At 57.4% G+C, this 16,136-nt stretch carries 14 protein-coding genes; 7 read left to right on the forward strand and 7 right to left on the reverse strand.

The features are described from left to right. Positions 1–10 precede the first annotated feature (10 nt). The 3 genes from gldA to SPE70_RS00245 all read right to left on the reverse strand — a co-directional run bounded on the left by gldA (position 11) and on the right by SPE70_RS00245 (position 3,023). On the reverse strand, positions 11–1,114 hold the full coding sequence (gene gldA / locus SPE70_RS00235) for a bifunctional L-1,2-propanediol dehydrogenase/glycerol dehydrogenase (RefSeq protein WP_016162055.1): 1,104 nt from the start codon (positions 1,112–1,114) through the stop codon (positions 11–13). 54 nt (positions 1,115–1,168) lie between these two features. Beyond that, positions 1,169–1,831 (reverse strand): fructose-6-phosphate aldolase, encoded by a 663-nt coding sequence (gene fsa, locus SPE70_RS00240; RefSeq protein WP_040970709.1) that lies wholly within the window; start codon positions 1,829–1,831, stop codon positions 1,169–1,171. A 205-nt stretch (positions 1,832–2,036) separates the two neighbouring features. After that, complete coding sequence (locus SPE70_RS00245; protein WP_164078901.1) at positions 2,037–3,023, reverse strand: helix-turn-helix domain-containing protein; 987 nt, start codon at positions 3,021–3,023, stop codon at positions 2,037–2,039. Positions 3,024–3,047: 24 nt separating this feature from the next. Between SPE70_RS00245 and zinT the strand changes: the two genes are divergently transcribed. Beyond that, positions 3,048–3,698, forward strand: coding sequence for a metal-binding protein ZinT (gene zinT / locus SPE70_RS00250; RefSeq protein ID WP_008807859.1), 651 nt, complete (start codon positions 3,048–3,050; stop codon positions 3,696–3,698). Positions 3,699–3,746: 48 nt separating this feature from the next. On the opposite strand, the gene ppc is transcribed toward zinT, so the two are convergent. Both ppc and argE read right to left on the reverse strand, forming a co-directional pair. Next, positions 3,747–6,398: a phosphoenolpyruvate carboxylase gene (gene ppc / locus SPE70_RS00255; RefSeq protein WP_008807858.1), complete on the reverse strand. Its 2,652-nt coding sequence runs from the start codon at positions 6,396–6,398 to the stop codon at positions 3,747–3,749. Between the two features lie 258 nt (positions 6,399–6,656). After that, positions 6,657–7,808 (reverse strand): acetylornithine deacetylase, encoded by a 1,152-nt coding sequence (gene argE / locus SPE70_RS00260; RefSeq protein WP_064170666.1) that lies wholly within the window; start codon positions 7,806–7,808, stop codon positions 6,657–6,659. 113 nt (positions 7,809–7,921) lie between these two features. On the opposite strand from argE, the gene argC reads away from it, so the two are divergent. The 4 genes from argC (at position 7,922) to oxyR (ending at position 12,357) form a co-directional block, all read left to right on the forward strand. Then, positions 7,922–8,926: an N-acetyl-gamma-glutamyl-phosphate reductase gene (argC, locus tag SPE70_RS00265; protein WP_038421955.1), complete on the forward strand. Its 1,005-nt coding sequence runs from the start codon at positions 7,922–7,924 to the stop codon at positions 8,924–8,926. 6 nt (positions 8,927–8,932) lie between these two features. Beyond that, positions 8,933–9,709 (forward strand): acetylglutamate kinase, encoded by a 777-nt coding sequence (gene argB / locus SPE70_RS00270; protein ID WP_086070891.1) that lies wholly within the window; start codon positions 8,933–8,935, stop codon positions 9,707–9,709. A gap of 98 nt (positions 9,710–9,807) precedes the next feature. Continuing rightward, entirely contained in the window at positions 9,808–11,181 is a 1,374-nt protein-coding gene (argH, locus tag SPE70_RS00275) for an argininosuccinate lyase (protein WP_012543258.1), read from the forward strand. Positions 11,182–11,439: 258 nt separating this feature from the next. Next, the gene (gene oxyR, locus SPE70_RS00280) at positions 11,440–12,357 is read left to right on the forward strand and encodes a DNA-binding transcriptional regulator OxyR (RefSeq protein WP_008807853.1); all 918 of its coding nucleotides are present in this window, start codon (positions 11,440–11,442) and stop codon (positions 12,355–12,357) included. On the opposite strand, the gene sthA is transcribed toward oxyR, so the two are convergent. Continuing rightward, positions 12,340–13,740, reverse strand: a complete 1,401-nt coding sequence (gene sthA / locus SPE70_RS00285; RefSeq protein ID WP_008807852.1) for a Si-specific NAD(P)(+) transhydrogenase — start codon at positions 13,738–13,740, stop codon at positions 12,340–12,342. The genes oxyR and sthA overlap by 18 nt on opposite strands. 196 nt (positions 13,741–13,936) lie before the next feature. Here sthA and fabR point away from each other — a divergent pair, with 196 nt between their 5' ends. Both fabR and SPE70_RS00295 read left to right on the forward strand, forming a co-directional pair. Next, positions 13,937–14,572, forward strand: coding sequence for an HTH-type transcriptional repressor FabR (gene fabR / locus SPE70_RS00290; RefSeq protein WP_004151856.1), 636 nt, complete (start codon positions 13,937–13,939; stop codon positions 14,570–14,572). A gap of 15 nt (positions 14,573–14,587) precedes the next feature. Further along, complete coding sequence (locus tag SPE70_RS00295; RefSeq protein WP_004203691.1) at positions 14,588–14,947, forward strand: YijD family membrane protein; 360 nt, start codon at positions 14,588–14,590, stop codon at positions 14,945–14,947. 54 nt (positions 14,948–15,001) lie between these two features. On the opposite strand, the gene trmA is transcribed toward SPE70_RS00295, so the two are convergent. Continuing rightward, on the reverse strand, positions 15,002–16,102 hold the full coding sequence (gene trmA / locus SPE70_RS00300) for a tRNA (uridine(54)-C5)-methyltransferase TrmA (RefSeq protein WP_012543257.1): 1,101 nt from the start codon (positions 16,100–16,102) through the stop codon (positions 15,002–15,004). Positions 16,103–16,136: the final 34 nt, after the last annotated feature.

Below are 16,136 nucleotides of genomic sequence, written 5' to 3' on the forward strand. Positions count from 1 at the left end.
TTGCTCTGGGTTATTCCCATTCCTGCAGGAAGCGCTGACCGTATTGGTCGGCCACCAACAGCGCGGCGTAGACCTGGTCTGAGTCGACGCCGCCCGGCATATTGTGAATGGTTTCGCCTTCAGCGCAGGCGGCTTCCGCCACCAGGCGCATTTTGGTCGGGATATCACCTTTGATGTCCAGCTGCGCCAGGGTGATCGGCAGCCCAACGCTGTGGCACAGCGCGGCGACGGTCTCTATTTCGTCCACCGGCGCATTTTCCAGCACCAGCTGCGTCAGGGTACCGAACGCCACTTTTTCCCCGTGATAATAGTGGTGGGCGTCAGGGATGGCCGTCATGCCGTTGTGAATCGCGTGCGCCGCCGCCAGGCCGCCGCTTTCAAAGCCGACGCCGCTCAGGTAGGTGTTGGCTTCCACCACTCGCTCCAGCGCCGGGGTGACCACGTGCTGTTCGGCGGCCAGCATCGCTTTTTCACCCTCTTCAAGTAAGGTGTTGTAGCACAGCTCGGCCAGCGCCAGCGCCGCCTGAGTGCATTTCCCACCCGCCATGGTGGTGGCGCCGCTACGGGAGCAGGCGCGGGCTTCGAACCAGGTGGCCAGCGCATCGCCAATCCCGGCGGCCAGCAGGCGAGCTGGCGCACCGGCAACAATCTGCGTATCGACAATGACCATGTTGGGGTTGTGCGGCAGCATCAGGTAGCTGTCGAACTCCCCTTCGTCGGTGTAAATCACCGAGAGCGCGCTGCACGGCGCATCGGTAGAGGCGATGGTGGGGGCGATCGCCACCGGCACATTCATAAAGTGAGCCAATGCTTTTGCGGTATCCAGCGTTTTACCACCGCCGATCCCCAGCACGGCGGTGCACTTCGCGCTGCCGGCGATATCGCGCAGGCGATTGATTTCATTATGCGAACACTCACCACCAAACGGCGCAATTTCGGCCGCCAGGCCAGCGTCGGCCAGGCTTTTACGCAGCATCTCTTCCGCAAACCCCAGTACGAACTTATCGCCGACTACCAGCCAGCGTTCGGCCAGCGGCTTCAGATAGTCGCCGAGGCGCTTGATGGCGCCTGCGCCCTGAATGTATTTGCCTGGTGATTGAATAATGCGATCCATTTCGATTCCTCCTCGATGACCGTGCTGCCGCCCGCAGGCGACTCTTAGGTCCGGTTACAGGTTCAGCGTGCCAAAGGCGTTATTCCAGTCCTGTTCAAACTTCTCTATGGCTGACTCTACCGCAGGGGTGCCGAGCATTTGTTGCGCTACATCTAATGGAAGGGTGATGGCTTCGCAACCGGCCAGCAGGCAATCCAGCGCCTGACGGGGCGTTTTGAAGCTCGCCGCCAGCACTTTGCTCTCGGGCGCATGCATTTCCAGCAGAGATTGCAGCTCCTGCACCATGCAGATGCCGTCTCCGCCCTGGGCGTCAACGCGGTTAACGTAAGGCGCGACGTACTTTGCGCCGGCCAGTGCGGCCAGCAGGCCTTGCGAAGCGCTGTAGACGGCGGTGCCAAGAGTCGGGATGCCTTCCTTCTTCAGCATTTTGATAGCGGCGAGGCCTTCGGCGGTCACCGGGATTTTAACCACGATGCCCGGCACGGCGTTGCTCAGGCGTTTAGCTTCTTCCACCATGCCCTGCGCATCGCGGCTCATGGTCTGCGCGAAGAGGGTGCCCTCCGGACCGATGGCTTTCTGCAGGCGTGGGAGCACGTCCCATACCGGGGTTTTACCGGCGGCGATAATGCTCGGGTTGGTGGTTACCCCGGCCAGCGGGTAGATGCGGGCCAGGCGTTCCACTTCGGCGACGTTGGCGGTATCCAGATAGAGTTCCATCGTGTTTTCCTCAATGCTTAATTCGATATTGTCATTGAGGTAAGCATACGGCTTTCGTTCGAAGGACCGCCAGATGACAAATTTGCCAAAAACTGGATAAATGTACGCATCACGATTAAGGATGATTTAGATCACATTTATCGGCGATGGTGGGGTTGTGCAGCAATAAAAGCGCGCACAAAAGTCAGGTTTAACACACAAAAATCTAGTTTTTGGCCGGAGAAGATATTTCCGTTAACTGGCTATGATACTGACGGCGGTATTCAGACGGCGAGCGCTCGGTGGTTTTGCGAAACAGGCGGCAGAAATAATTGCTGTCGGCGAAGCCGCAGGCGTGGGCGATATCTTTCACTTTCATATCGTGGCCCTTCAGCAGCATACGGGCCTGTTCAAGACGAATATGGTTCAGATATTCATTGAAGCCCATTGGCCCGCATTTCTGGAACAGGTGAGAAAGATAGTTGGGGGAGAGATAGAACGCCTGGGCCACCGATTCCCGGCTCAGCGGCTCTGCATAATGGGCGTCCATGTACTGGCGGATCGCCTCAAACAGCGCCTGGCTGCGCGAGGAGGTTTGCGCCTGGCTGCCGAGAAGGTCATGGCAGTGGCTGAGCAGGCTGACGACAATGCTGCGGGCGGTTCGCTGCTCCTGCGGCTGCATCCGGAGCTCATTGAGCGCCTGCAGCAGAAATGAACCGACGCGCGGCCCGCGGCGCAGCACCTGCCGCTTTTCGACAACGGTTATCGCCTTGCCATTCCAGTGCTGCAGCGAGCACTCCAGTCGCTGCTTATCGAACAGGATACTTAACAGCAGGCAGGGCGCCTGCCACTGCGGGCAGTTCCAGCTATCGCCAGGGATATAAAGCACGTCGTTCGCCTCAAGAGGGCTGGCGTTTTCGCCGAGTACCCGGTCGGGCAACTGCCCATCGATGATGATGTTCAGACGGGGAAAATCAACTTGCACTACCGGCTCAGCAGGCGAGCGCATCTCGCCGGCAAAATAGACCCGGCCGATACCATTCTGCTTTTTTATTAATGAATCAATAAGTTGATTGATATCGTTGTCCATCATTCTTCCGTTCAGCGCATCACCTCTTTCATCATACCGGACATTTTTCCAGCGGTAAAAGCGCTTGCCAGTCACGCTTGCTTCCCAGATAAGATATGTTATATCGTAACAATTTGTCGCCATTGATAGCAAACTCAGGAGAGAGTAATGACCAGAAAGATCCCCCTGCTGGCCTTTGGATTCGGCATGGCGTTAGCCAGCGCCCAGGCGTTTGCCCACGGCAATCATAACCATGGCCCGGCGTTAACCGACATCGAGCGTCAGGCCAGCGAAGGCATTTTTGCCGATAAAAATGTGCAGGACCGCGCGCTGAGCGACTGGGAGGGCGTCTGGCAGTCGGTAAACCCGTATCTGCTCAATGGCGACCTCGATCCGGTGCTGGAGCAGAAGGCGAAAAAGCCCGGCGGCAAGAGCGTCGAGGAGTATCGCGCTTATTATAAGAAGGGCTACGCCACCGATGTGGAGCAGATTGGCATTGAAAATGATGTGATTGAGTTCCACGTTGGCGAGACCGTCAACAGCTGCAAATACCGCTATTCAGGCTACAAAATTCTGCATTACGCCTCCGGCAAGAAGGGCGTACGTTACCTGTTTGAGTGCCAGCAGGGCGATGCCAACGCGCCGAAATTTGTGCAGTTCAGCGACCATATTATTGGCCCGCGTAAATCGCAGCATTTCCATATTTTCATGGGCAATGAATCACAGGAGGCGTTGCTGAAAGAGATGGATAACTGGCCGACCTATTATCCATATGCGCTGCATAAAGAGCAGATCGTTGATGAGATGCTGCACCACTAGAACAGGTGAAAATCCCCCGACCGGGCGGCCGGGGGAGAGAGGCTTCGATTAGCCGGTGTTACGCATACCGGCGGCAACGCCGGCGATGGTGACCATCAGCGCTTGTTCAACGCGCGGATCCGGGTCCTTGCCTGCTTCTTCGGCCTGGCGTGAACGGTGCAGCAGTTCCGCCTGCAGGACGTTCAGCGGGTCGGTATAGATATTACGCAGCTGGATAGACTCGGCGATCCACGGCAGGTCGGCCATCAGATGGGAGTCATTGGCGATGGCCAACACGACGTTGATGTCGGCAGCCAGCAGCTTACGCAGCTCGGTACCCAGCGCCCACAGCTCCGGCTTCACCAGGCGCTGATCGTAGTACTCCGCCAGCCACAGGTCGGCCTTCGAGTAAACCATCTCCAGCATGCCAAGGCGGGTGGAGAAGAACGGCCAGTCGCGACACATCGCTTCCAGTTCACTCTGTTTTCCACCTTCGACCACCTTCTGCAGCGCGGCGCCAGCGCCCAGCCAGGCCGGTAGCATCAGGCGGTTCTGGGTCCAGGCGAAGATCCACGGAATGGCGCGCAGCGACTCGACGCCGCCGGTCGGGCGACGTTTTGCCGGACGCGAACCCAGCGGCAGTTTGCCCAGCTCCTGCTCCGGAGTCGCAGAGCGGAAGTAAGGCACGAAATCTTTGTTTTCACGTACGTAGCCGCGATACATCTTGCAGGAGACGTCGGACAGCTCAGCCATGATGTCGCGCCATTCGGCTTTCGGTTCCGGCGGCGGCAGCAGGTTGGCTTCCAGAATGGCGCTGGTATATAGCGACAGACTGCTGATGGTCACTTCCGGCAGGCCGTACTTAAAGCGGATCATCTCGCCCTGCTCGGTGACGCGCAGGCCGCCTTTCAGGCTTCCCGGCGGCTGCGAGAGCAGCGCCGCGTGGGCTGGCGCGCCGCCGCGGCCGATGGAACCGCCGCGTCCGTGGAACAGCGTCAGTTCGATACCGGCTTTCTCACAGGTTTTGATCAGCGCGTCCTGCGCCTGGTACTGCGCCCAGGAGGCGGCCATCACGCCAGCATCTTTGGCGGAGTCAGAATAGCCAATCATGACCATCTGCTTGCCCTGGATAAAGCCGCGGTACCAGTCGATATTCAGCAGCTGAGTCATGACATCGTTGGCGTTGTTCAGGTCGTCCAGCGTTTCGAACAGCGGGGCCACCGGCAGAGCAAAACCAATCCCGGCCTCTTTCAGCAGCAGATGAACCGCCAGCACGTCGGACGGCGTTTTGGCCATCGAGATCACGTAGGCGGCGATCGATCCGCGCGGCGCCTCGGCGATCACTTTGCAGGTATCGAGGACTTCGCGCGTCTCTTCGCTTGGCTCCCACTGACGCGGCAGCAGCGGACGTTTGGAGTTCAGTTCGCGGATCAGGAAAGCCTGTTTGTCGGCTTCTGACCAGCTTTCGTAATCGCCGATCCCGAGGTAACGGGTCATTTCGCCCAGCGCTTCGGTATGGCGAGTGCTTTCCTGACGGATATCAATACGCACCAGCGGTACGCCGAAAGACTTCACGCGGCGCAGGGTGTCGAGCAGTTCGCCGTTGGCGATAATGCCCATGCCGCAGGCCTGCAGCGATTTATAGCAGGCGTACAGCGGCTCCCACAGCTGCTCGTTCTGAGTGATCAGTCCTGCCGGTTTCGGCAGCTTCTGACCTTTCAGGCGCGCTTCCAGCCAGGCCTGGGTCTCCATCAGCTGAGTGCGCAGTTTCTTCATCAGATAACGGTACGGTTCCTGAGCACCCTCGGCGCCAGCCAGCGCGCGAAGTTCGTCGGTACACTCCACCATCGACAGCTCGGAGATCAGCACCTGCACGTCTTTGAGGAACAGATCGGTGGCTTTCCAGCGGCTGAGCAGCAGCACGTGGCGGGTGATGTCGGCGGTCACGTTCGGGTTGCCGTCGCGGTCGCCGCCCATCCACGAGGTGAAACGCACCGGGACGAAGTCCACCGGCAGCTGATAGCCAAGGTTGGCTTCCAGCTGTTCGTTCAGCTCGCGCAGATAGTTAGGCACCCCTTCCCACAGGCTGTTTTCCACCACCGCGAAGCCCCATTTGGCTTCGTCGACCGGAGACGGGCGGTATTTACGGATCTCGTCAGTATGCCAGGACTGGGCGATCAGCTGGCGCAGACGGCGCATCAGCTGATGGTGTTCGTAGTCGGCGATGTCTTTATTGTCCAGTTGCTTGAGGCAGCTGTTCACTTCCACCATTTTATGGATCAGCGTCCGGCGGGTGATCTCGGTCGGGTGGGCGGTTAATACCAGCTCCAGAGACAGAGATTCCACCGCTTTTTTGATGGTGTCTTCGTTGAGATTGGGTTGGTCTTTGAGCTTTCTCAGGGTACGCGCAATGACTTCCGGATTGCTGGCCGCTTCGCCATTCGGCGAAATGCTGTGGTACTGCTCAGCGGTGTTCGCCAGATTCAGAAACTGGCTGAAGGCACGGGCAACCGGCAGCAGTTCGTCGTTAGACAAATTCTGCAGCGTGGTCAGCAGCTCCTGGCGGTTAGCTTCGTTGCCGGCGCGTGAAGATTTGGACAACTTACGGATAGTTTCGACACGATCAAGAATATTTTCTCCCAATGCATCCTTGATGGTATCGCCCAGCACCTTGCCGAGCATACTGACATTACTACGCAATGCGGAATATTGTTCGTTCATGTTACCCCAGACACCCCATCTCATTTTATTTTGTTATATCCGCTGCGCTGGAACGTGAGCAACGGATAAGCAACCCGTCTTTTATAAAGCCACGTAAATACCCCCACGTCAATTACTGCGAAATCGCTTCAGCAAACGAGTAAATCGCCGTAATTTGCGAAATTTAATTCAGGGGGCGCTGGATAAGCATCGCTTATGGAAATGTGACGATCGTCACCGTTCCGCCCCGGGAGAACGGGGCGGAAAAAGAGGGCGATTTTAGTGCCAGCAGAAGTGGTGGACCACCTGGCTAATCAGCTCCCGGGTCGGCTTGATAAAGCGCGTCTCCAGATACTCGTCAGGCTGATGGGCCTGATTGATGGAACCCGGGCCGAGAACCAGCGTCGGACATAGCGTCTGGATAAACGGCGCTTCGGTGCAGTAGTTCACCACGTCGGTCTGCGCGCCGAGCAGTTTCTCAACCACCTGGACCAGCTTATGGTCCGGCGGGCATTCGTAGCCGGGGATCGGCGGGTGCAGCTCTGAGACCGTCAGGCGGCCCGGCCAGCGCTCACTGACGGGCGCCAGCGCCTCGCCCAACAGACCATTAAGATCGTTGAGGGTCATCCCCGGCAGCGGGCGGATATCCATATGCAGTTCGCAGCAGGCGCAGATACGGTTTGAGGCATCGCCGCCATGGATAGCGCCCAGGTTGAGGGTTGGGTAAGGGACCGTGAACGCCTCGAAGTGGTAGCGCTCTTTTAGCAGATCGCGCAGCTGCATAATGCGGCCGATGGCGTCGTGCATAAGCTCAATCGCGTTAACTCCGCGTGCCGGATCGCTGGAGTGACCGGACTGGCCCTGAATACGGATCGCGTTGGACATATGTCCTTTGTGGGCGCGGATCGGCTGCAGGGAGGTGGGCTCGCCGATGATGGCGCAGTCCGGGCGCAGCTGGGTGGTTTCGGCAAAATAGCGCGCGCCGGTCATGCTGGTCTCTTCGTCGGCGGTGGCCAGAATATACAGCGGTTTTTTCAGCGTGGTGACGTCGACATCGCGCAGGGCGTCGAGAATAAAGGCGAAGAAGCCTTTCATGTCAGCCGTGCCGAGGCCGTAGAGCTTGTTATCGTGTTCGGTGAGGGTGAACGGATCCCGCGTCCAGCGGCCATCATCGAATGGCACGGTATCGGTATGCCCGGCGAGCAGCAGGCCGCCGGCGCCGTGTCCGGTGCTGGCCAGCAGGTTGAATTTATGGCGCGTATCCGGCACCGGCTGTATCTCAACATTGAAGCCGAGATCGCGGAACCAGCCTGCCAGCAAATTGATTAAAGACTCATTGCTTTGATCGAGAGCCTCTTCGGTCGCGCTGATGGACGGTGTGGCGATCAACGCGCGGTAAATCTCGATAAAGGGCGGTAAATTGTTTTTCATTGTTGACACACCTTGGGTCGTGATAGTATCAATATTCATGCATTTATTGTGAATAAAAATACAATATCGTTGAGCGTAAGAAAACCCATCGAATGTAAGGAGATGCGCTTCCAATGTTAAATACGCTGATTGTGGGTGCCAGTGGTTATGCCGGCGCAGAGCTGGTGACCTATATCAATCGTCATCCGCATATGAACATAACCGCTTTGACGGTCTCCGCGCAAAGCAATGATGCGGGAAAATTAATTTCCGACCTGCATCCGCAGCTCAAAGGCATTGTCGATATGCCGCTGCAGCCGATGTCCGATATCAGCGAATTCAGCGCTGGCGTGGACGTGGTGTTTCTCGCCACCGCGCACGAAGTGAGTCACGACCTGGCGCCGCAGTTCCTTGCCGCCGGCTGCGTGGTGTTCGATCTTTCCGGTGCCTTCCGCGTTAACGATGGGGCGTTCTACGAAAAATATTACGGTTTCACTCATCAACATCCCGACCTGCTCAAACAGGCGGTGTATGGTCTGGCGGAGTGGAGCGCGGATGCGCTTAAAGAAGCGCAGTTAATCGCGGTGCCTGGCTGCTATCCGACGGCGGCGCAGCTGTCGCTGAAGCCGCTGATTGAGGCCAATCTGCTGGATCTGAACCAGTGGCCGGTGATCAACGCCACCAGCGGGGTGAGCGGCGCGGGTCGTAAAGCCGCGATCGGCAATAGCTTCTGTGAAGTGAGCCTGCAGCCATACGGCATATTTAACCATCGCCATCAGCCGGAGATTGCCAGCCACCTCGGGGCAAAGGTGATTTTTACCCCGCACCTGGGTAATTTTAAGCGCGGCATCCTTGAAACCATTACCTGCCGCCTGAAGCCGGGCGTTGGCCACGCGCAGATCGCAGCGGTTTACCAGAAAGCTTACGCCGATAAACCGCTGGTACGTTTATATGATAAAGGCGTACCCGCATTGAAAAGCGTCGAGGGTCTGCCATTCTGTGATATCGGTTTTGCCGTGCAGGACGACCATCTCATCGTCGTCGCGGTTGAAGATAACCTGCTGAAAGGCGCCGCAGCGCAGGCAGTGCAGTGCGCGAATATTCGTTTCGGCTTCGCTGAGACGCAGTCTCTTATTTAAGGTGTGATGATGAACCCATTAATTATCAAACTCGGCGGCGTATTACTCGATAGCGAAGAGGCGCTGGAGCGCCTGTTTACCGCGCTGGTTAACTACCGTGAAGCGCACCAGCGCCCGCTGATTATCGTCCATGGCGGCGGCTGCGTGGTGGATGAGCTGATGAAGCAGCTTAATCTGCCGGTGAAAAAGAAAAATGGCCTGCGGGTTACGCCTGCCGATCAGATTGACATCATTACCGGCGCGCTGGCGGGAACCGCCAACAAAACGCTGCTGGCATGGGCGAAAAAACATGGTATTTCCTCGGTAGGCCTGTTCCTCGGCGATGGCGATAGCGTGAAGGTCACGCAGCTGGATGCCGAGCTGGGCCATGTCGGGCTGGCGCAGCCGGGCTCCCCGGCGCTGATCAACACCCTGTTGGCAGGCGGTTACCTGCCAGTGGTGAGCTCTATCGGGGTGACCGATGAAGGCCAGCTGATGAACGTCAATGCTGACCAGGCGGCGACAGCGCTGGCGGCCACCCTGGGGGCGGATCTGATCCTGCTGTCTGATGTCAGCGGTATCCTCGACGGTAAAGGACAGCGCATTGCCGAGATGACCGCCGAGAAAGCGGAGCAACTGATCGAGCAGGGCATTATCACTGACGGCATGATTGTTAAAGTGAATGCGGCCCTTGACGCCGCACGTGCCCTGGGCCGTCCGGTGGATATCGCCTCCTGGCGTCACGCCGAGCAGCTGCCAGCGTTATTTAACGGCACGCCGATCGGCACACGTATTCTGGCTTAAGATTTCATGCCCGGCGGCGCGTCGTCTGCCGGACTTACAGACTGTAGGCCGGGCGGCACAATGTCGCCGGCAGAACTAACGAATAAAGGAAGCATGTTATGGCACTTTGGGGCGGGCGTTTTACACAGGCAGCAGATCAACGGTTCAAACAGTTCAACGACTCGTTGCGCTTTGACTATCGTCTGGCGGAGCAGGATATCGTTGGCTCTGTCGCCTGGTCGAAAGCGCTGGTAACGGTCGGCGTTCTGAGTGCCGCTGAACAGCAGCAGCTGGAAGAAGCGCTGAACGTGCTGCTGGAAGAGGTGCGCGCCAATCCGCAGCAAATTCTCGCCAGCGATGCCGAAGATATTCACAGCTGGGTGGAAGGCAAGCTGATCGATAAAGTGGGCCAGTTGGGCAAGAAACTGCACACCGGGCGCAGCCGTAACGACCAGGTCGCCACCGATCTTAAACTATGGTGCAAAGATACCGTTGTCGAACTGCTGTCGGCGAACCGCCAGCTGCAGAGCGCGCTGGTGGAGACAGCCCAGCATAACCAGGACGCGGTGATGCCGGGGTACACTCACCTGCAGCGTGCCCAGCCGGTGACGTTCGCACACTGGTGTCTTGCCTACGTTGAAATGCTGGCGCGTGACGAAAGCCGCCTGCAGGACGCGCTGAAGCGCCTCGACGTTAGCCCGCTGGGCTGCGGCGCGCTGGCGGGGACGGCGTATGAAATCGACCGCGAGCAGCTGGCCGGCTGGCTGGGCTTTGCCTCTGCCACACGCAACAGCCTCGACAGCGTTTCCGATCGCGACCATGTGCTGGAGCTGCTTTCCGATGCGTCTATCGGCATGGTGCATCTGTCGCGCTTTGCTGAAGATCTGATTTTCTTTAACTCCGGCGAGGCGAACTTCGTCGAACTTTCTGATCGCGTGACCTCCGGCTCCTCGCTGATGCCGCAGAAGAAAAACCCGGACGCGCTGGAATTAATTCGTGGTAAATGCGGCCGCGTGCAGGGCGCGTTGACCGGCATGATGATGACGCTGAAAGGCCTGCCACTGGCCTACAACAAAGACATGCAGGAAGATAAAGAGGGGCTTTTCGACGCCCTGGATACCTGGCTCGACTGCCTGCATATGGCGACCCTGGTGCTGGATGGCATCCAGGTGAAACGCCCGCGCTGTGCGGAAGCGGCGCAGCAGGGCTATGCCAACGCCACAGAACTGGCAGATTATCTGGTGGCGAAAGGCGTTCCGTTCCGTGAAGCGCACCATATTGTTGGTGAGGCGGTAGTCGAAGCCATTGCGCAAGGGAAACCGCTGGAAGCGCTGCCCCTGGTCGATCTGCAGAAATTCAGTCCGGTCATCGCAGACGATGTTTATCCGATTCTGTCTCTGCAGTCCTGCCTCGATAAACGCGCAGCGAAAGGCGGCGTTTCGCCGCAGCAGGTGGCGCAGGCTATCAGCGACGCGAAAGCGCGCCTGAGCTAATTCTCTGGCATCCACCTTTCTGAACCCGGCCGAGCCTGACGACGCCGGGTTTTTTATGCAAAAAAAAGCGGACACAAGGTCCGCAAAAGTTCACGTTGGCTTTAGTTGTTCGGGTAGAGAAACAGTGTGACGGGCCAATGATTTTCACAGGTATACCGTCTCTATGGGCGTATTATTGAACAGAAAGCTTGATAGGGATAATCGTTCGTTGCTATGCTATCTATCGCCATGGACTATCGTGGCGATGGAGGATGAATAATGAATATTCGCGATCTTGAATACCTGGTAGCGCTCGCCGAACACCGCCACTTCCGGCGGGCGGCTGACTCATGCCACGTGAGCCAACCGACGCTCAGCGGACAGATCCGCAAGCTCGAGGATGAACTTGGCGTCATGCTGCTGGAGCGCACCAGCCGTAAGGTTCTGTTTACCCAGGCGGGGCTGTTGCTGGTGGATCAGGCGCGTACCGTGTTACGCGAAGTAAAAGTGCTCAAGGAGATGGCAAGCCAACAAGGGGAAACCATGTCCGGGCCGTTGCATATCGGCTTGATCCCGACAATTGGCCCGTACCTGCTGCCGCAAATCATTCCGATGCTGCACCAAACTTTTCCGAAACTGGAAATGTACCTGCACGAAGCGCAGACCCATCAGTTGCTGGCCCAGCTCGACAGCGGTAAGCTCGACTGCGCCATTCTGGCGCTGGTCAAAGAGAGCGAGGCCTTTATCGAGGTGCCGCTGTTTGATGAGCCGATGATGCTGGCTATCTATGAGGATCACCCGTGGGCGAACCGCGACCGGGTGCCGATGTCGGATCTGGCTGGTGAAAAGCTGCTGATGCTGGAGGATGGCCACTGTCTGCGCGATCAGGCGATGGGCTTTTGCTTTGAAGCAGGAGCGGATGAGGATACCCACTTCCGGGCGACCAGTCTGGAAACGCTACGCAATATGGTGGCGGCAGGCAGCGGCATTACCTTGCTGCCTGCGCTGGCGGTACCGCAGGAAAGAAAACGCGATGGCGTGGTCTATCTGCCGTGCATTAAGCCAGAGCCAAGACGAACCATCGGCCTGGTTTACCGTCCCGGCTCCCCGCTGCGCAGCCGCTATGAACATCTGGCGGAGGCCATCCGCGGTACGATGGATGGCCATTTCGACAAGGCGTTAAAACAGGCGGTTTAAGCCGTTCAGCGCGGCAACCCGATACGCTTCCGCCATGGTCGGGTAGTTAAAGGTGGTGTTGACGAAGTACTCAATGGTGTTACCACCACCTTTCTGCTCCATGATCGCCTGGCCGATGTGAATGATTTCGGCTGCGCGTTCGCCAAAGCAGTGAATGCCGAGGATCTCCTTGGTCTCCCGATGGAACAGGATCTTCAGGGTTCCCACGCTCATGCCAACGATTTGCGCCCGTGCCAGGTGTTTAAACTGGGCGCGACCCACCTCATACGGCACTTTCATTGCCGTCAGCTGCTGCTCGGTTTTCCCGACGGAGCTGATTTCCGGAATGGTGTAGATCCCGGTGGGGATATCTTCAATCAGATGCGCTGAAGCTTCGCCTTTCACCAGCGCCTGGGCGGCAATGCGCCCTTGATCGTAAGCGGCAGAAGCCAGGCTTGGATAGCCGATGACATCGCCAACCGCATAAATGTGCGGGAGGGCGGTCTGGTACATGCTGTTGACCTTCAGCTGGCCGCGGCTGTCAGTCTGCAGACCGATGTTTTCCAGCGCCAGGGTGTCGGTATTGCCGGTGCGGCCGTTGGCGTACAGCAGGCAATCGGCCTTCAGTTTTTTACCGGACTTCAGGTGCATGATCACGCCGTCATCCACCCCCTCAATTTTCTCATACTCCTCATTGTGGCGAATGACCACGCCGCTGTTCCAGAAGTGATAAGAGAGCGAGTCTGACATCTCCTGATCGAGGAAGGCCAGCAGACGATCGCGGGTGTTGATCAGATCGACCTTCACCTCCATGCCGCGGAAGATCGAGGCGTATTCGCAACCGATCACCCCGGCGCCGTAAATGATCACGTGGCGCGGCTCATGCTGCAGGCTGAGAATCGAATCGCTGTCATAGATGCGTGGGTGGTGGAAATCGACATCGGCCGGATGGTAGGGACGTGACCCGCAGGCGATAACGAATTTCTCCGCAGTCACCGTCTCGACCGTGCCGTCATGGCATTCCAGCGCCAGAGTATGTTCATCAACGAAGTGCGCGTTGCCCTGCAGAATTTCACAGTGGTTGCGCTCATAGAATCCCTGGCGCATATGAGTCTGCTGGTTGATGACGCTGTCGGCATGGTTGAGGATGTCGGCGAAAGAAGAGCGAAGAAGGCGGGAGTGGTCGCTGTAGAGGGGGTTTTGGTTAAACTCGATAATACGGCTGACGGCATGGCGGAGGGCTTTCGACGGGATGGTGCCCCAGTGGGTGCAACCGCCGCCGACATTATGGTAGCGCTCAATGACGGCAACGCGTACTCCCTGTTTCACCAGTCCCATGGCGGCGCCTTCGCCGCCAGGACCGGAACCAATCACTATTGCATCATAATCCCAAGAGTGTGACATGGCATTACTCACCTGTTTTATACATAAAATAAACACGATGATAACATTCGCTGCGCTTTAACCCAATTATCGTTGTGCTTTTTTGCGGCATAAAAGCAGAAACGGCTCGTAAACAATCATTCACAATCCAGTGCAAACCGATTAGTTTTAATCTCTGGTATAGTGCCAGCAGGGCTATTGGAAGGATTCATACATCGTGATGGGCGTAAGAGCACAACAAAAAGAAAAAACCCGCCGTTCGCTGGTGGAAGCAGCATTCAGCCAACTTAGCGCTGAGCGGAGTTTCGCCAGCCTGAGCTTGCGCGAAGTGGCGCGGGAAGCTGGGATCGCGCCGACGTCCTTTTATCGTCATTTTCGCGATGTCGATGAGTTAGGCCTGACGATGGTCGATGAGAGCGGACTGATGCTGCGCCAGCTGATGCGCCAGGCGCGCCAGAGAATTGCTAAAGGCGGCAGCGTGATCCGTACCTCGGTCTCCACCTTTATGGAGTTTATCGGTAACAACCCGAACGCCTTCCGCTTGCTGTTGCGAGAGCGCTCGGGAACCTCTGCGGCGTTTCGCGCCGCCGTCGCGCGCGAGATCCAGCACTTTATCGCGGAACTCGCCGACTATTTAGAACTCGAAAACCATATGCCGCGCGCCTTCACCGAAGCGCAGGCTGAAGCTATGGTCACCATCGTCTTTAGCGCTGGCGCGGAAGCGCTGGATGTCGGCCCTGAACAGCGCCGGCAGCTGGAAGAACGGTTGGTGCTGCAGCTCAGAATGATCTCGAAAGGCGCGTATTACTGGTATCGCCGTGAACAAGAAAAAATGTCACATCATTCCGAATAACGTGAAGGACGAGCAATGAAACACTCAGTTCAAGATAAAGGTACGCTGCTGCTGGCGCTGATTGCCGGGTTATCCATTAATGGCGCCTTTGCGGCGCTGTTCAGTTCGATAGTTCCGTTTTCCGTCTTCCCGATTTTATCCCTGCTGCTGACGGTCTACTGTCTGCATCAGCGCTATCAGAATCGCAGTATGCCCGTTGGGCTTCCGGGCCTGGCCGCCGCCTTTTTTATTCTCGGGGTACTGTTGTACAGCACCGTCGTGCGTGCGGAGTACCCGGATATCGGCTCTAACTTCTTCCCGGCCGTTCTGTCCGTCGCGATGGTCTTCTGGATCGGCTACAAGATGCGTAACCGCAAAAATACGGCAGCCGAGTAAGCCGCCAGTGGTGTAAAAAAAACCGGCAATATGACATTGCCGGTTTTTTTGGGCCTATTTCCGGGTCAGCAGAACGCCGCATTCCATATGATGGGTGTACGGGAACTGGTCGAACAGCGCCAGCCGGGTGACGTTGTGCGTCTGGCTTAACGTCTCCAGATTGCGGCACAGCGTTTCCGGGTTGCACGAAATGTACAGAATGCGCGGATAGGCCTGCACCATTTTTTCCGTTTCGCTGTCCAGTCCGCTGCGCGGCGGATCGACGAAAATGGTCTCGCACTGATAGCTCTGCAGATCGATACCCTGCAGCCGGTTGAACTCCCGCACGCCATTCATCGCCTGAGTAAACTCTTCCGCCGCCATGCGGATAATCTGCACGTTGTCGATATGGTTAGCGGCGATGTTGTACTGCGCCGCAGCCACCGACGGTTTGGCGATTTCGGTGGCCAGCACGCGATCAAAATTACGCGCCAGCGCCAGCGAGAAGTTACCGTTGCCGCAGTACAATTCCAGCAGGTCACCGGTCGCCTCTTTGGTGACATCCAGCGCCCACTCCAGCATCTGAATGTTCATGGCCGCGTTCGGCTGGGTAAAACTGTTTTCCACCTGACGGTAGATCATCTCTCGACCGCCAACCGGCAGGCGTTCATCTATATAGTCCTGATCGAGCTCGATTTTGGTTTTGGTCGCCCGTCCAATCAGATGCACATTGAGTCCCTGGGCTCGCAGGGCGTCACGCAGCGCCTCCGCTTGCTCACGCCAGGTATCATCGAGTTTTTTATGATACAGCAGCGAAACGACCGCCTGGTTGCTGAGGGTGGTCAGATAGTCAATCTGGAACAGCTTATGGCGCAGCACGGGATTGTTGCGCACGCCCTCCAGCATGGCGGTCATCAGCTGATTGATAAGCGCGCTGGCGGCCGGAAAGCTGTCAACGCGAATCCGCGACCGGGTCTGCTGATCGAAAATAATATGGTACAGATCGTCGCCATCGTGCCACAGACGGAACTCGGCGCGCATCCGGTAGTGGCTGACCGGCGAACGAAACACTTCCGGAACCGGCGCGGCAAAAGGCGCCATCATGGTTTGCAAACGGACGACTTTTTCTGCCAGCTGCGCTTCGTATTGTTCGGTAGGAAGGTGTTCGGGGGTCATGATGCATCCTGAATAAAATAAGTACGCGGGGATT

Origin of the sequence: Klebsiella sp. ZJOU C1, assembly GCF_035620215.1 — a bacterium.
Classification (GTDB): domain Bacteria; phylum Pseudomonadota; class Gammaproteobacteria; order Enterobacterales; family Enterobacteriaceae; genus Klebsiella; species Klebsiella variicola.

Coding starts and splice junctions, on each gene's coding strand:
- oxyR (WP_008807853.1), top strand. CDS start 11,440: ATGAATATTCGCGATCTTGAATACCTGGTAGCGCTCGCCGAACACCGC.
- argB (WP_086070891.1), top strand. CDS start 8,933: ATGATGAACCCATTAATTATCAAACTCGGCGGCGTATTACTCGATAGC.
- argC (WP_038421955.1), top strand. CDS start 7,922: ATGTTAAATACGCTGATTGTGGGTGCCAGTGGTTATGCCGGCGCAGAG.
- sthA (WP_008807852.1), bottom strand. CDS start 13,740: ATGTCACACTCTTGGGATTATGATGCAATAGTGATTGGTTCCGGTCCT.
- SPE70_RS00295 (WP_004203691.1), top strand. CDS start 14,588: ATGAAACACTCAGTTCAAGATAAAGGTACGCTGCTGCTGGCGCTGATT.
- argH (WP_012543258.1), top strand. CDS start 9,808: ATGGCACTTTGGGGCGGGCGTTTTACACAGGCAGCAGATCAACGGTTC.
- SPE70_RS00245 (WP_164078901.1), bottom strand. CDS start 3,023: ATGGCGACAAATTGTTACGATATAACATATCTTATCTGGGAAGCAAGC.
- argE (WP_064170666.1), bottom strand. CDS start 7,808: ATGAAAAACAATTTACCGCCCTTTATCGAGATTTACCGCGCGTTGATC.
- trmA (WP_012543257.1), bottom strand. CDS start 16,102: ATGACCCCCGAACACCTTCCTACCGAACAATACGAAGCGCAGCTGGCA.
- zinT (WP_008807859.1), top strand. CDS start 3,048: ATGACCAGAAAGATCCCCCTGCTGGCCTTTGGATTCGGCATGGCGTTA.
- gldA (WP_016162055.1), bottom strand. CDS start 1,114: ATGGATCGCATTATTCAATCACCAGGCAAATACATTCAGGGCGCAGGC.
- fsa (WP_040970709.1), bottom strand. CDS start 1,831: ATGGAACTCTATCTGGATACCGCCAACGTCGCCGAAGTGGAACGCCTG.
- ppc (WP_008807858.1), bottom strand. CDS start 6,398: ATGAACGAACAATATTCCGCATTGCGTAGTAATGTCAGTATGCTCGGC.